Genomic DNA, 13,386 nt, shown 5'->3' on the forward strand with positions numbered 1-13,386 from the left:
GGTTTACCCGCGAATGCGATGTTGCATCAACTACCGCATTCGCGGGTAAACCCGCTCCCACAGGGAGAGGCGTCAAGGTTCAATGACGGCGTTCGACGATATAGCGGGCCAGCGCCCGCAGCGGCTCGGCGCTGTCGCCGAAGCCGGCGAGGGCGCCCAGCGCCTGGTCGCGCAGTTCCAGGGCATAGGCCTTGGCGGCGTCCAGCCCGAGCAGCGCCGGGTAGGTCGGTTTGTCGCGGGCGATGTCGGCGCCCTGGCGTTTGCCCAGGGTGGCGGTGTCGCTCTCCACATCGAGGATGTCGTCCTGCACCTGGAAGGCCAGGCCGATGGCCTGTGCATAAGTCTGCAGGGCGTCGAGCTGGGCCTGTTCGGCGCGGGCGCTGGCCAGGGCGCCGAGGCGCACGCTGGCTTCGATCAGCGCGCCGGTCTTGTGCCGGTGCATGTATTCCAGGGCCTGCTGGTCGAGCTTGACGCCCACCGAGCCAAGGTCGATGGCCTGGCCGCCGACCATGCCGGCGGGGCCCGCGGCCTTGGCCAGGGCCTGGACCATCTGCAGGCGGATGCTGTCGGCCTGGGGGCTCAGCGCCGGGTCGAGCAGGGCGCTGAACGCCAGGCTTTGCAGGCCGTCGCCGGCGAGGATGGCACAGGCTTCGTCGAAGGCTTTGTGGGTGGTCGGTTGGCCGCGACGCAGGTCGTCGTCGTCCATCGCCGGCAGGTCGTCATGCACCAGCGAGTAGGCGTGGATCAGTTCCACAGCGCAGGCCGCCCCGTTGGCCTGTTCGGCCGGCGCGCCCAGGGCCTCGCAGGCGGCGTAGGCGAGCAGCGGGCGCACGCGCTTGCCACCGTTCATCACGCTGTAGCGCATGGCGGCGTAAAGGCGCTCGAGTTCTTTGGAGGGGGCCTTGAACAGCGTTTCCAGTGCGGCGTCGACCCGTACCTGGGCGCTGGCCTGGTAACCGCCGATCATGCCTCTGGCTCCGCGTCGAACGGCTGGGCAGCCAGCTCTCCGTCACGTTCCAGCAGGATTTGCACCTTTTGCTCGGCCTGGGCCAGGGCGCCCTGGCAGTCACGGGTCAGGGCGATGCCTTGCTCGAAGGCGGCCAGCGACTCTTCCAGCGACAATTCGCCGTTCTCCAGGCGCTCGACCAGGGCTTGCAGGTCGGCGAGGGACTGTTCGAAATCGATGGAGGCTTTTTTGCGGGCCATGGCGACTGTCTCGGTGGTATTCAGAACGGCGCGACACTAGCAGAGCGGGGCAGGGGGAGCAAATCAGCAAGGCTTTGGTCTTATTTTGTAGCATTTGTGCCGGTGCGGATGTCTTGCAAATCCAGTCGTTTTCAGATTGTGAGGGGGTTGGCCCTCTGCCATACTCCGCGCCCTCTGGCCCGCGGGCTGGCGCCCCCCCTTTGATGTCACGTAACGGACTACGTTGTGAGCTTCCTTTCTATCGAATTCGGCCTCTGCTTCACGCTGTTCTTCATTGTCTACTGGAGCCTGTGCTGGAGTGCACGGCTACAGAACCTCCTGCTACTGGCGGCAAGCTATGGCCTGGTGGCGAGTTTCAGCCTGAACTCGCTGTACATCCTGCTGGGCTACAGCGCACTGGTGTACCTGCTTGGGCTGCTGGCCGGGCGCTACCCCGGGCGCCGGTTCTGCGGCGTGCTGCTGCTGACCTTGGTGCTGGGCTGCTTCTACCTGTTCAAGTACCAGGCATTCTTCGTCGAAGGCGTGCAAGCCGCGCTGGCGGCGGCCGGGCTGGACGTGTCGCTGCCGTTGCTGGAACTGCTGGTGCCCATCGGCCTGTCGTTCTACACCTTCCATTCGGTCAGCTACCTGGTATCGATCAACCGTCGCGAACTGGCGCCGGCCACGGCGCTGGACCTGGCCCTGTACCTGGCGTTCTTCCCCAGCCTTGTGGCCGGCCCGGTCAACCGCGCCCTGCACATGCTGCCGCAGATCCGCCCGCAGGGCATGCGCCAGGTACTGGAGCCGCAGCGGGCACTGGGGCTGATCGCGCTGGCGGTGGTCAAGCTGTTCTTCCTCAGCGCCTGGCTGGGCAGCGAGTGGGTCGACCCGGTGTTCGAAACCCCGGGCAGCTTCACCCCCGAGCAGGTGCTGCTGAGCGTGTACGGCTACAGCCTGCTGATCTACTTCAACTTCAGCGGCTACACCAACCTGGTCACCGGCATCGCTTTGCTGTTGGGGTTCCGTCTGCCGGAGAACTTCAACGCACCTTATGCCGCGCACAACCTCAAGGAGTTCTGGGGGCGCTGGCACATCAGCCTGTCGCGTTTCATCCGCGACTACGTCTATATCCCGCTGGGCGGTAACCGCAAGGGCGTGTGGCGCGGCAACCTGAACATGCTGCTGGCGATGCTGGTTTCCGGGCTGTGGCATGGCGCCAGCATCAACTTCATCCTGTGGGGCGCGCTGCACGGGGTTGGCCTGGCCCTCTCTAAGCTGTTCAGCCAACTGCTGCCAGGCTTTGCGCAGATGCCGGGCGCTGGCCTGCTGGCACGCCTGATGACCTTCCACTACGTGGCCTTTGCCTGGATCTTCTTCCGCAGCCCGACGCTGGACGGCGCCGTCGAGATGCTCGGCGACATCGCCCAACTGAGCCTGGCCGGGCTCAACAGCGCCACCGGCCTGATGCTGCTGGCCTGCGTGCTGTACATCGCCACTTATCCACAGTGGCTGGCAGTGCTGCGCAAGGGCTTTGCCGCCAGCCAGCGGCTGCCCTGGCAGCTGTACCCAGTGCCGCTGGGGATTGGCGTGTCGCTGGTGATTTTCGCTTCGCAATCGGGCGTGCCGGGGTTCATCTATGCAAGCTTCTGATAGCAAACAGCTGTTTCAGGTGCAGATGGGCGCGGCCCGTGCGTTGTACGCGATCGTGGTCACGACCGCCTTGTTGTTCTGGCTGAACCAGGACTCGATCAGGCTGTACTGCCAGCAGAAGTACCACCAGAGCTGCGAGATCCCGCTGCTCGGCCAACTGCCGGCCTGGCGCTTCGGGGCGCAACTGACGGCGGCGCTGGAGCAGGGCCGCGACAGCGTCATCGCGCAACTGCAAGAGGCGCAGCAGCAGGTCGCAGGCCCATTGCCCGAGGTGCTGCCCGCGCCGATGCCGGTGGTCACGGTCAACCTGGAAACACCGGCGGCGCTGGCCCAGCCCTTGCCGGCGGCGCCAGTGGCCCTGCCTGCGCCTGCACCCCAGCATGCCCTGCCGCCCCAGGTGGCCGTTGCAGCACCGCCGGCGGCACCTGCCCCGACCTTGCTGCAACCTGGCACCGTGGTTTCCCTGGCCGCCGGCGACGACGTACTGCTGGTCGGCGACTCGCTGATGCAGGGCGTGGCCCCACACCTGGCCAACAGCCTGCGCAAGCGCTACCAGATCCGCACGGTCAACCTCAGCAAGCAGAGTACCGGCCTTGCCTACCCGGGCTTCTTCAACTGGCCGAAAACCGTGGCCGAGACCCTCGCCCACGAGCCGAACATCCGCCTGATGGTGGTGTTCCTCGGCCCCAACGACCCCTGGGACATGCCCCAGGGCAAGGGCAAGCCGTTCCTGCGCTTCAAGTCGCCGGAGTGGGAAGTGGCCTATCGTGCACGTATCGACTCGATCCTCGACCAGGCCCGTGCGCACAACGTGCAGGTGCTGTGGGTCGGGCCGCCGAACATGGAGAAGCCGCGGCTGTCCACGGCCATGGGCTACCTGAGCGACCTGTACCAGCAGCAGACTGCGCTGTACGGCCAGCACTATGTGTCGGCCAACCCGATCCTCGGCTATACCGACGACGGGTTCGCCGCGACGGTGCTGACGCCCGAGGGCAAGCGGGTCAAGGTGCGGGTCGATGACGGCATTCATTTCACCATCACGGGCCAGAAGATGATCGCCGCACAGGTACTGTCGCTGATCAGCTTGCCGGGCCTGACCGTTACAGGACACTAAGATGCGCCAATGGCATCACTTGCTGGGCCTGGCCCTGCTGATCAGCGCCGTACCTGCGTGCAGCACCGGCGCCAACAGTGTGGTCACCCAGCCCGCCGCACGGCCGGCAGCCGCGCCCGTTGTGCGCCAGGACGGCAATGTCGGCCTGCTCGCCGGCAAGTTGCGCAATGCCGGCCGCGCACCGGTTGGCATCGTCCAGCTGGGCGACTCGCACACCGCCGCCGACCTGTTCAGCGGTGAGCTGCGCCGCCTGCTGCAGGCGCAATACGGCGATGGCGGCATCGGCCTGGTGCCGGCTTCGTCGGTGCCGGGCATCCGCAATGACCGGGTGATCATCAAGAGCGAGGCGCGCCAGTGGCAACTGCTGTCGGCACGCAACCAGCAGAGCAGTCAGTTCCCGCTTGGCGGTTACCTGTCGCTGCCACAGGCCAACCGCTCCAGTGTGCTGCTGAAGGCGCGCGATGAAGACCGCCAGCGCTACAAGGTCTCGGCGCTGTACCAGTCCACCGGCAATGCCACGTTGCTGGCCAACGGCGGTCAGCGTCGCCCTTTGGCCATCACCAACGGGCAGTGGCGCTTCAGCCCGGCCTTCGCCAATCTCGGCCTGCCGCTGCAACTGGGCGTCGAGGGCGGGGGCAACATCGCGTTGGGCGGCTGGTATCTGCAGGGGCAGAAGAATGCCGGGGTGATCTACTCGGCGCTGGGCATCAATGGTGCCCGCCAGGAGGTGGTGGACAAGTGGCAGCCGGGTTGGCTGGACAGCCTCAAGGCTGTGCGGCCGGACCTGGTGATCCTGGCCTATGGCACCAACGAGGCCTTCGACGACACGCTCGACCTGGGGCTGTACCAGTCGCAGCTGGAGGCGACGCTGCGCAGCCTGCGCAAGGACCTGCCGCAAGCAGCGATCCTGCTGGTCGGGCCGCCGGACTCTATCAAGCGGCGCAAGGCGGGCAGTTGCGCGGCGCGTCAACCACAGCCGCTGGCGTCGGTGATCCGCATTCAGAAGCAACTGGCACAGCGGCACAAGGCGCTGTTCTGGGACTGGCAGGCGTTCATGGGCGGGCCGTGCTCGATTGCCGGTTGGCAGGCCAATGGGCTGGCGCGGCCAGACCTGGTGCACCTGACGGCTGACGGCTATCGCAAGAGTGCGGCGGGGTTGTATGCGTTCTTGAAGGGGCCGTTGGGGTTGCGTTGAGCTTCAGGCCCTATCGCCGGCAAGCCGGCTCCCACCCCGACCGTATAAACCCAAGCTATGCGCTATCCCTGTGGGAGCCGGCTTGCCGGCGATAGGGGCGCAAAGCGCCCCCGACAAAGGTCAGGCCGGCTCGGTCTCAAGCTCCAGCATGGCTTCGCGATAGCGCGCCAGCTCCTCGATGGTCAGCACCGGCAGGTTGTACTGCCGGGCATACACCGCCACCTGCTCACCCCGGGCCATGCAGCCATCGGGGTTCATCAATTCGCACAGCACCGCCGCCGGGCGCAGGCCGGCCAGGCGCGCCAGGTCCACCGAGCCTTCGGTGTGGCCGCGGCGGGTCAGCACGCCGCCGTCGCGGGCGCGCAGCGGGAACACGTGGCCGGGGCTGACGATATGCCGCTGCTGCGCGGTGGAGCGCAGCGCCGCTTCGATGGTGGTGATGCGGTCCTGTGCCGAGACGCCGGTGCTCACGCCTTCGGCCGCCTCGATGGTGACGGTGAAGCCGGTACCGTGGCGGGCCTGGTTGTTCGGCACCATAGGCGCCAGCTGCAGGGCGTCGACGGTGGCTTCGTCCAGGCACAGGCAGACGATGCCGCTGCAGTCGCGGATCATCATGGCCATGGTCTGCAGCGAAAGGTTCTCGGCGGCGGCGACGATATCGGCTTCGTCCTCGCGGTCGTCGTCGTCGAGCAGCAGCACCGGGCGCCCGGCCTGGAAGGCGGCGATGGCGGCAGTGACGTTGGGGAATTGCTTGGAGTGCAAGGTGGACATGAAACGCTCCTCGTGAATGATCGATGAACGTCTCGGGGCGAACAAAATGCGCGCGCAGGGGCGCCCGGATGGCCCCTGCCTGACGCCTTCTTTCATCCGGACTATGACCGTCGGCTCTGGAGTCGCACCAGATCTGCTGACCCCCGGCATGGCCGGGGCGCTCGCGGGCTCATCTTTCGATTTACCGCCGGTGGGGACTTTCACCCCGCCCTGAAGACCGGGCAAGCATACAGCACTGTGCCACCTTGCTGGCAAGCGGCCGGTCTACGACCTTCGGCGGTATCATGGCGGCAACAGCTCTGCGGAAGCGATGACATGGACACCTTGCAAGGCGCCGGCGGCAAGCCGATCAAACTGTGGACCGACGGCGTGCCAGTCGAAGACGAGGCCCGCAAACAGCTGCTCAACACGGCGCAGATGCCGTTCATCTTCAAGCACCTGGCGGTGATGCCGGACGTGCACCTGGGCAAGGGCTCGACCATCGGCAGCGTGATCCCCACGCTGGGCGCGATCATCCCGGCGGCGGTGGGGGTGGACATCGGCTGCGGCATGATCGCCGCGCGGACCTCGCTGCATGCCCGTGACCTGCCGGACAACCTGCACGGCCTGCGTACGGCCATCGAGCAGGCCGTGCCCCACGGCAAGACCTTCGGTCGCCGCGACCAGGGCGCCTGGGACAACGTGCCCAGGCAAGCCGACCAGCAGTGGCAAGGCCTGGCCGGGCGCTTCAAGGCCATCACCGACAAATATCCACGGCTGGAAAAGACCAATAACCGCCAGCACCTGGGCACCCTGGGCGGTGGCAACCACTTCATCGAGGTCTGCCTGGACGAGGCCGACCGGGTCTGGTTCATGTTGCACAGTGGCTCGCGGGGCGTCGGCAATGCCATCGGCAACCTGTTCATCGAGCTGGCCCAGGCCGACATGCGCCAGCATCTGGCCAATCTGCCGGACAAGGACCTGGCCTATTTCGAAGAGGGCAGCCGGCATTTCGCCGACTACGTGGAGGCGGTGGAGTGGGCCCAGGATTTCGCCCGGCACAACCGCGAGCTGATGATGAAGGCGGTAGTGGCAGCCACTCGCAAGGTGCTGGGCAAACCGTTCGAGGCCAGCCTCGAGGCGGTCAACTGCCACCACAACTATGTGCAGAAGGAACAACACTTCGGCCGTGAAGTGCTGGTGACGCGCAAAGGGGCGGTGTCGGCGCAGAGGGGGCAGTTGGGCATCATCCCGGGCTCCATGGGCGCCAAGAGTTTCATCGTGCGCGGCCTGGGCAACGAGGAATCGTTCTGCTCGTGCAGCCATGGTGCAGGCCGGGTGATGAGTCGCACCAAGGCCAAGAGTCGCTTCAGCGTCGATGACCAGCGGCGCGCCACGGCCCATGTCGAGTGCCGCAAGGACAAGGACGTGATCGACGAGATCCCGATGGCCTACAAGGATATCGACGCGGTCATGCTGGCCCAGCGCGAGTTGGTCGAGGTGGTGCATACCCTGCGTCAGGTGGTGTGCGTGAAAGGCTGAAGTTGCGACCAGAGGCTGCGTTATCTACCGCAGGCATCGCCTGAGCGGGCTCTACCTTTTTGGCTCGCCCATTCCCGGGCAGCCAACAGGAATGACCAGCATGTCCCAGCGCCACACTTTCACCGCCGAAGACGTTGCAGCCGCTTTCGAAACCCTCGAACCCCTTCTGTTCAGCCGCAAACGACGGACCGACGCCCAGGGCAACCCGGCGCCGAAAATGCTGGTCGTGGCCGGCGCCGAAGGCTCGGGCAAGACCTATCTGCTCAACAACTCGCTGCTGGCGAGCAGGCGCTATGACGACTACGTCAGTCTCTACGACCCGGCTTATCGCAAGCTGCATCCACAGTACGAGCAGATGAAGGCCGGCGGTGGCCGGTATGTCTACGCCCACACCGAGCAGTTCATCTGGCAGTTGGGCGGCAAGCTCTTCGAGCATGCGCTGGCCAACCACTACGACATCATCATGGAGACCGCGCTGGACGACGCGGCCTTCGCCGATGTGCCGGCCCTGGCACTGCAGGCGGGTTACCAGTTGGAGCTGCACCTGATCGCCTGCCAGAAGGAATTCGGTCATTGGAACACCCTGGAGCGCGGGGTGAAGAGCGTTGCCGAGGACAAGCTCGAACGCTTCGTTTCCCTCAGCAAGATCGAGGTGTCGCAAGCCAATGCCGCAAGGATCATCGATGCCTTCGAGGCCGCCTGCCTGGTCAGTCCCGGCTCGCAGATCAGCTTGTACCAACGCGGCATGGAAACCGACCGGGAGAGCAGATTGCTGTGCCGCAGCGCCTGCTCCACAGCGTTGCAACTGGTACCGCAGGCGGCAGGGGCCGATGAAGCGTACTTCCAGCCGCCCCATATAGAGGGGCGGTTCGAGATTCGCCGTGCGTCCCTGGATCAGGTGCCCAGTACCTATCCGCAGTACTTCCAGCTGGTGCATACCGGCATGGTCGATGATCAGGTGCGCAGCAACATGCTCAAGGCTTGCTGCGCAACGCTGGGAAAGGCCCAGGCGTTGAGTGAGCGGATCCCGGCCGACGTGTTCCGCGAACTGTCCCTGTATGTGCTCAAGTACTTGCATCCCTGAGCATCAGGGGTGTCACTCGGCTGGGCTGTTGAATGCTTGGCTTGGTGCTGGCGTTTCGTCGCAGGGGTAATGCTTGGCCATCCTTCTGTCGTGCAGGGCTTCAACAGTGCTTTCTGGGGTGTATGCTTTGGCAAATTTTGGCAAATCCGGACGCAGCCATGAGCACCATGAATATTTCCCTGCCGGACTCATTGAAGTCGTTCGTTGACGATCAGGTCAGCCAGCGCGGCTACAGCACCAGTAGCGAGTACGTGCGCGAACTGATCCGAAAGGATCAGGATCGGCAGCATCTACGGGGGCTGCTTCTGGCTGGGGCTGGCTCGGCTCCCACCACTTCGGTGGATGATGACTACTTCGAATCACTGCGGGCAAAGGCACGCAGGGGGTGAAGGCAACGGCCAAGCCAGTGATCCCGCGAGTCCTCGCGCGTGAAGATGTCGAGCATGCTGTCAGTTACTACCTTGCTGAGGCTACAGAGCAAGTTGCAGTCGGATTCATCGATGCGCTTCAGCAAGGCTACGGGCATATCAGCCGCCATCCGACATCGGGTATCAGCCGCTATGGCCACGATCTGGATCTGCCAGGGTTGTTCTGCTGGCCGTTGAAGCGTTACCCCTACCTGGTGTTCTACGTCGAGCGCGATGACCACATCGATGTCTGGCGTGTTTTGCATGCCAAGCGCGACATTGCTCAATGGTTGGCCGACGACCTCATCCATTAGTTCGATGGGTGCGCGTAAGACGCGCATGACAACCTCAGGCTATGCCCGGTGGCAGAAAAATGCGGGGGTAGGGTGCAGGCATTAAAAAGCCGGCTTGTGGCCGGCTTCTCGGGGACGATCTTGGCTCATTTTTGATAAGCCGCAATCGCCTTAAACGGTTGGCAACATGGCCTGAAAAAGATGGCGGACGGCTGTGTGAGGCGTCGCCAGGCCCTCTGCAATGCGGCTTGCACCATCAGGGGGCGTGATGTGGCGCGTAGCATACTAGGGCTCGCCGGGGATGCCCAGCAAAAAGTGGTGCGAAGTGTTTCAGAATGGCCGCGCCGGGCGCAGGCAGGACCACCAGAACACCCAGCCGAGGATCTGCAGTTTCTGCGTTCTGCGCTGTGGGGCGGTAAAGCGCTCGACCGGGTGGTTGAGACGGTCGTGGCTGTGCAGGCACAAGGTGCCGTTGTTGCCTTGGGTGAGTCGGTGCACGCGCAACTGGCCGTTGTGCAGCAGTGCGTAGTACTCGCCTTCGATCACCCGGGTGAGGGTGGAGTCGATGGCCAGGAGCGTGCCCTGGGGCAATAGCGGCGCCATGTTGCTGGCCGGCATGCCGATACAGAAGGCGTTGTGCGCGGCAACGCCGACGCTGTCGAGGGCTTGGCGGGGGATCGGTTGGAACAGCCCGGGTGTGGCACTCAGGCTACCCTGCTGCAGCTGGTGCAAGGGCAGTTGCACGCTTTGCGTGCCCAGCGCCAGCAGCGGCGCTGGGCCCTCGGTGGGAGCATGCGCAGGGCGGGCAGGCGCGAGAGGGTCGGGATGTTTGGGGCCTTCGCCGCTACGTAGCCAGCGCGGGTACACGCAGAAAAGGTCGGCGATTTCGTCGAGCCGAGCTTGTGGCACGCCACGCTTGAACCAGTTGTTGATGTGTTGGGGCGTGACGTTGCGCTGGGCAGCAAAGTCGGAAGGGGTCAGGTTGCACTCCTGCAGGAGGGCTTTGAGGCGATCACCGGATGAGTTCATGGTGGCGAGTCTATCGCCCTCATTAATGTGTGGAAATGAACTCGATGTGGAGGCGATCTGTGGGAATCATTGCGGTTCGCAGGCATTTGCCTAGGAGCAAGTAGGAATTTTCCATCGCCCACAAAAAAGCCCTGCCGAGGCAGGGCTTTTTCATGCATCAGCTTCAGCCTTTGTAGGCAGCAACCGACTTGGTGATCGCGGCGCGGGCGGCGTCAGCGCCTTCCCAGCCTTCGATCTTGACCCACTTGCCCTTCTCCAGATCCTTGTAGTTGGCGAAGAAGTGCTCGATCTGCTGGATCAGCAGGGCTGGCAGGTCGGTGTATTCCTTCACGTCAACGTACAGCTGGGACAGCTTGTCGTGCGGGACGGCGATGACCTTGGCGTCGCCGCCGCCGTCGTCGGTCATGTTCAGCACGCCGACCGGGCGGGCGCGGATGACCGAGCCTGGGGCAACCGGGTACGGGGTGACGACCAGCACGTCCAGCGGATCGCCGTCGTCAGCCAGGGTGTTGGGGATGAAACCGTAGTTGGCCGGGTAGAACATCGGGGTGGCCATGAAGCGGTCGACGAACAGGGTGTCGCTGTCCTTGTCGATTTCGTACTTGATCGGCGCGTGGTTGGCCGGGATCTCGATAGCGACGTAGATGTCGTTCGGCAGGTCTTTGCCAGCCGGGATCTTGCTGTAGCTCATTGGGCTATGCCCCCGTGTTTGATCAAAAAAAAGTGGCGCGATTATAGGCACATTCCGACAGGGCATGCCACGCCCGGCCTGATGTGCGGGGCTGTCAGGCGTGGCTTTCGCGGTAGTCCGGATGCTCGGCCTGCAGGCGTGCCAGACGGGCCAGCGGGTCCTGGCGGTAGAACAGCGACAACTGAAGGTAGACCTTTGGATAAGCGGCGTGCAGCAGGTCGGGGGCGCTGAAGAAGTACTCACTGCTGACGGCAAAGAACTCCGCCGGATTCTCGGCCGCGTAGGGGTCGATGGCGGTCTCGGCATCGGGGTTGGCGTCGAGCTGACGGTTCAGGTCGTCGTAGGCGTGCTGCATGGCGTTGGCCCAGTCTTCGACCTGCATGCCGCTGTGCAGCGGCGGCAGGCCGTTGGCGTCGCCATTGAGCATGTCGAGCTTGTGCGCCAGTTCGTGGATTACCAGGTTGTAGGCCTCCCAGCCGCCGCTGGCCAGCACCCCCGGCCAGGCCAGGATCACCGGGCCCTGTTGCCAGGCTTCGCCACTGTGCTCGGCATCCCACACGTGTTCCACGCCGCTGCTGTCGCGGTGGCGCTGGGGGCTGACGAAGTCGTCGGGGTAGAGAATGAGCTCATGGAAGCCCTGGTACCAGTTCAGCTCGCCCAGGTGCAGCAGTGGCAGCTGGGCCTGGGCGGCGAGGAACAGACGCTGCTGGTCATCCAGTTCGACCCCGGGCAGGGCGGTCAGGTGCTTGTCGTGCAGGAACAGCACGCAAGCCTCGCGCAGCCAGCGGTCTTCGTCGTCGCTGATGCCGTCGAGCACTGGCAGGCGCTGGCGAATGGCCTGCCACAGTTGATCATCGACCGGGTAGCGGGCCAGGGTGCGCCGGCGCCGCCAGGCGCTGAACGACCACATTTGCGTCAGTGGGCCTTGGCGGTGCGGCCCAGGCGGCCGCGCAGCAGGCCGAGGAGCATCGGCACCAGCGACAGGATGATGATGGCCACCACCATCAGCGACAGGTGTTGCTTGATGAACGGCACATTGCCGAAGAAGTAGCCCAGCGTGACCAGGCCGCCCACCCACAGCAGCGAGCCGGTCACGCTGAAGGCCAGGAAGCGCGGGTAGTGCATGTGGGCAATGCCGGCGACGAACGGCGCGAAGGTACGCAGGATCGGCAGGAAGCGGGCGAGGGTGACGGTCTTGCCGCCATGGCGGGCGTAGAAGTCGTGGGTCCGCTGCAGGTAGTCCTGGCGGAAGATCTTCGACTTGGGGTTGCTGAACAGCCGCTCGCCTGCCGTGCGCCCGATCACATAGTTGGTGCTGTCGCCGAGGATCGCTGCCGCCATCAGCAGGCCGGCCAGCAGCACCGGGTCCATGCCGCCGCCTGCGGCCACGGCACCGGCGATGAACAACAGCGAGTCACCCGGCAGGAAAGGCATCACCACCAGGCCGGTTTCGCAGAAGATCACGGCGAACAGGATGGCGTAGATCCAGGGGCCGTAGTTGGTGACCAGCAGATCAAGGTAGGCATCGAGATGCAGGATGAGGTCCAGCGGGTTGAAATCCATGTACAGCACCTGAGTTCATGACCCGCTTCCACGGGCGCGCGATGACGGACAGCGTCTTGGACGTGGGCAGATTCACCTGGGGAAAGGTAACTTTTCACACATGACTGGATGGGGATTATACGGCGAAGTACCGATTGTGCCCGGAGAGTTTGTAGCGGGGGGTTACGATGGACTTACGCATAACCTGTGGGAGCGGCTTTAGCCGCGAAGCAAGCGACGCGGTGCATGGCACCGGCTGCGCCGGTGTTCGCGGCTGAAGCCGCTCCCACAGGGCCCTGCCACACCAGTTACATCTGTGCAGATCTGTGAGAACAGCCTCGCGCAGCGCTTGTGATCAATCCTGGCTGATCGGCAGGATGTAGTTTTCGAACTCGGTGTCCTTGCGAAAACCCATGGACTCGTAGGTCTTGCGCGCCACCTCGTTGTCGCTGCTGGTGGACACGCGCATGCGCACGGCGTTCGATTCCTTGGCCATCTTCTTGGCTTCGCGCATCAGGTGGTCGGCCACCAGCATGCGCCGCGAGTCTTCGGCGACGTAGATATCGTTGAGGATCCACACACGTTTGAGCGACAGCGACGAGAAGCTCGGGTAGAGCTGGCAGAAACCCAGCAACTTGCTGTCGTCGTCGACGGGCAGGGCGAGGTAGATGATCGATTCGCCGCGCTTGAGGCGCTTTTCCAGGAAGCTGCGGGAGCTGTCCGGGTATGGCAGCTGGCCATAGAACTCACGGTACTTCACAAACAACGGCGTGAGCAGGTCGAGGTGCTCCAGGGTAGCCTTGATGATTCGCATGTGCGGGCCTCAGTGTCCATTTGGGGGATACGGCGGATTGCCAGCAGTCAACAGCATGCTGCCTAAAGCAGCCTACAAGTGCAATCCGCC

At 64.3% G+C, this 13,386-nt stretch carries 15 protein-coding genes and 1 riboswitch; of the genes, 7 read left to right on the top strand and 8 right to left on the bottom strand.

Translation table 11 applies throughout. The annotated features are described in order from the left end of the window. Positions 1-79: 79 nt before the first annotated feature. Positions 80-967 carry a farnesyl diphosphate synthase gene (locus ABE459_RS12785; RefSeq protein ID WP_125857281.1) on the bottom strand — a complete coding sequence of 296 codons (888 nt, stop codon included), beginning with the start codon at positions 965-967 and terminating at the stop codon, positions 80-82. After that, positions 964-1,206 (bottom strand): exodeoxyribonuclease VII small subunit, encoded by a 243-nt coding sequence (locus ABE459_RS12790; RefSeq protein ID WP_011531978.1) that lies wholly within the window; start codon positions 1,204-1,206, stop codon positions 964-966. Before ABE459_RS12790 ends, ABE459_RS12785 begins: the two co-directional genes overlap by 4 nt. Positions 1,207-1,431: 225 nt before the next feature. Here ABE459_RS12790 and ABE459_RS12795 point away from each other — a divergent pair, with 225 nt between their 5' ends. The 3 genes from ABE459_RS12795 to ABE459_RS12805 are packed head-to-tail and all read left to right on the top strand — an operon-like array spanning position 1,432 to position 5,144. Next, on the top strand, positions 1,432-2,835 hold the full coding sequence (locus ABE459_RS12795; RefSeq protein ID WP_322359874.1) for an MBOAT family O-acyltransferase: 1,404 nt from the start codon (positions 1,432-1,434) through the stop codon (positions 2,833-2,835). Next, complete coding sequence (locus ABE459_RS12800) at positions 2,822-3,949, top strand: SGNH family hydrolase (protein WP_323830307.1); 1,128 nt, start codon at positions 2,822-2,824, stop codon at positions 3,947-3,949. Before ABE459_RS12795 ends, ABE459_RS12800 begins: the two co-directional genes overlap by 14 nt. A gap of 1 nt (position 3,950) precedes the next feature. Beyond that, a complete protein-coding gene (locus tag ABE459_RS12805) occupies positions 3,951-5,144 on the top strand; it encodes an SGNH/GDSL hydrolase family protein (RefSeq protein ID WP_323830308.1) in 1,194 nt (397 codons plus the stop codon). Between the two features lie 120 nt (positions 5,145-5,264). On the opposite strand, the gene ribB is transcribed toward ABE459_RS12805, so the two are convergent. Continuing rightward, a complete protein-coding gene (ribB, locus tag ABE459_RS12810) occupies positions 5,265-5,915 on the bottom strand; it encodes a 3,4-dihydroxy-2-butanone-4-phosphate synthase (protein WP_323830309.1) in 651 nt (216 codons plus the stop codon). 80 nt (positions 5,916-5,995) lie between these two features. Continuing rightward, positions 5,996-6,137: riboswitch (FMN riboswitch) on the bottom strand. Between the two features lie 93 nt (positions 6,138-6,230). On the opposite strand from ribB, the gene ABE459_RS12815 reads away from it, so the two are divergent. From ABE459_RS12815 to ABE459_RS12830, 4 genes are all read left to right on the top strand, one after another. After that, on the top strand, positions 6,231-7,436 hold the full coding sequence (locus tag ABE459_RS12815) for an RtcB family protein (RefSeq protein ID WP_323830310.1): 1,206 nt from the start codon (positions 6,231-6,233) through the stop codon (positions 7,434-7,436). A 100-nt stretch (positions 7,437-7,536) separates the two neighbouring features. Further along, the gene (locus ABE459_RS12820) at positions 7,537-8,520 is read left to right on the top strand and encodes a zeta toxin family protein (protein ID WP_323830311.1); all 984 of its coding nucleotides are present in this window, start codon (positions 7,537-7,539) and stop codon (positions 8,518-8,520) included. A 158-nt stretch (positions 8,521-8,678) separates the two neighbouring features. After that, the gene (locus ABE459_RS12825; RefSeq protein WP_258705624.1) at positions 8,679-8,909 is read left to right on the top strand and encodes a type II toxin-antitoxin system ParD family antitoxin; all 231 of its coding nucleotides are present in this window, start codon (positions 8,679-8,681) and stop codon (positions 8,907-8,909) included. Further along, positions 8,906-9,241: a type II toxin-antitoxin system RelE/ParE family toxin gene (locus tag ABE459_RS12830; RefSeq protein WP_323830312.1), complete on the top strand. Its 336-nt coding sequence runs from the start codon at positions 8,906-8,908 to the stop codon at positions 9,239-9,241. Before ABE459_RS12825 ends, ABE459_RS12830 begins: the two co-directional genes overlap by 4 nt. Positions 9,242-9,550: 309 nt before the next feature. On the opposite strand, the gene ABE459_RS12835 is transcribed toward ABE459_RS12830, so the two are convergent. From ABE459_RS12835 to ABE459_RS12855, 5 genes are all read right to left on the bottom strand, one after another. Continuing rightward, positions 9,551-10,249: a S24 family peptidase gene (locus ABE459_RS12835; RefSeq protein ID WP_323830313.1), complete on the bottom strand. Its 699-nt coding sequence runs from the start codon at positions 10,247-10,249 to the stop codon at positions 9,551-9,553. Between the two features lie 163 nt (positions 10,250-10,412). Further along, the gene (ppa, locus tag ABE459_RS12840; RefSeq protein ID WP_003255365.1) at positions 10,413-10,940 is read right to left on the bottom strand and encodes an inorganic diphosphatase; all 528 of its coding nucleotides are present in this window, start codon (positions 10,938-10,940) and stop codon (positions 10,413-10,415) included. Positions 10,941-11,034: 94 nt separating this feature from the next. Further along, positions 11,035-11,850 (bottom strand): M90 family metallopeptidase, encoded by an 816-nt coding sequence (locus ABE459_RS12845; RefSeq protein ID WP_323830314.1) that lies wholly within the window; start codon positions 11,848-11,850, stop codon positions 11,035-11,037. A gap of 5 nt (positions 11,851-11,855) precedes the next feature. Continuing rightward, the gene (locus ABE459_RS12850; protein WP_125462451.1) at positions 11,856-12,503 is read right to left on the bottom strand and encodes a DedA family protein; all 648 of its coding nucleotides are present in this window, start codon (positions 12,501-12,503) and stop codon (positions 11,856-11,858) included. 334 nt (positions 12,504-12,837) lie between these two features. After that, positions 12,838-13,296: a GNAT family N-acetyltransferase gene (locus ABE459_RS12855; protein ID WP_125462452.1), complete on the bottom strand. Its 459-nt coding sequence runs from the start codon at positions 13,294-13,296 to the stop codon at positions 12,838-12,840. Positions 13,297-13,386 lie beyond the last annotated feature (90 nt).

The sequence above is a fragment of the Pseudomonas sp. TWI923 genome (assembly GCF_039673365.1).
GTDB lineage: Bacteria > Pseudomonadota > Gammaproteobacteria > Pseudomonadales > Pseudomonadaceae > Aquipseudomonas > Aquipseudomonas sichuanensis.

Excerpts from the sequence above, each read along its gene's own strand:
- ABE459_RS12785 (WP_125857281.1), bottom strand. The coding sequence starts at position 967 with ATGATCGGCGGTTACCAGGCCAGCGCCCAGGTACGGGTCGACGCCGCA.
- ABE459_RS12790 (WP_011531978.1), bottom strand. The coding sequence starts at position 1,206 with ATGGCCCGCAAAAAAGCCTCCATCGATTTCGAACAGTCCCTCGCCGAC.
- ABE459_RS12800 (WP_323830307.1), top strand. The coding sequence starts at position 2,822 with ATGCAAGCTTCTGATAGCAAACAGCTGTTTCAGGTGCAGATGGGCGCG.
- ABE459_RS12805 (WP_323830308.1), top strand. The coding sequence starts at position 3,951 with ATGCGCCAATGGCATCACTTGCTGGGCCTGGCCCTGCTGATCAGCGCC.
- ribB (WP_323830309.1), bottom strand. The coding sequence starts at position 5,915 with ATGTCCACCTTGCACTCCAAGCAATTCCCCAACGTCACTGCCGCCATC.
- ABE459_RS12815 (WP_323830310.1), top strand. The coding sequence starts at position 6,231 with ATGGACACCTTGCAAGGCGCCGGCGGCAAGCCGATCAAACTGTGGACC.
- ABE459_RS12820 (WP_323830311.1), top strand. The coding sequence starts at position 7,537 with ATGTCCCAGCGCCACACTTTCACCGCCGAAGACGTTGCAGCCGCTTTC.
- ABE459_RS12825 (WP_258705624.1), top strand. The coding sequence starts at position 8,679 with ATGAGCACCATGAATATTTCCCTGCCGGACTCATTGAAGTCGTTCGTT.
- ABE459_RS12835 (WP_323830313.1), bottom strand. The coding sequence starts at position 10,249 with ATGAACTCATCCGGTGATCGCCTCAAAGCCCTCCTGCAGGAGTGCAAC.
- ppa (WP_003255365.1), bottom strand. The coding sequence starts at position 10,940 with ATGAGCTACAGCAAGATCCCGGCTGGCAAAGACCTGCCGAACGACATC.
- ABE459_RS12845 (WP_323830314.1), bottom strand. The coding sequence starts at position 11,850 with ATGTGGTCGTTCAGCGCCTGGCGGCGCCGGCGCACCCTGGCCCGCTAC.
- ABE459_RS12850 (WP_125462451.1), bottom strand. The coding sequence starts at position 12,503 with ATGGATTTCAACCCGCTGGACCTCATCCTGCATCTCGATGCCTACCTT.
- ABE459_RS12855 (WP_125462452.1), bottom strand. The coding sequence starts at position 13,296 with ATGCGAATCATCAAGGCTACCCTGGAGCACCTCGACCTGCTCACGCCG.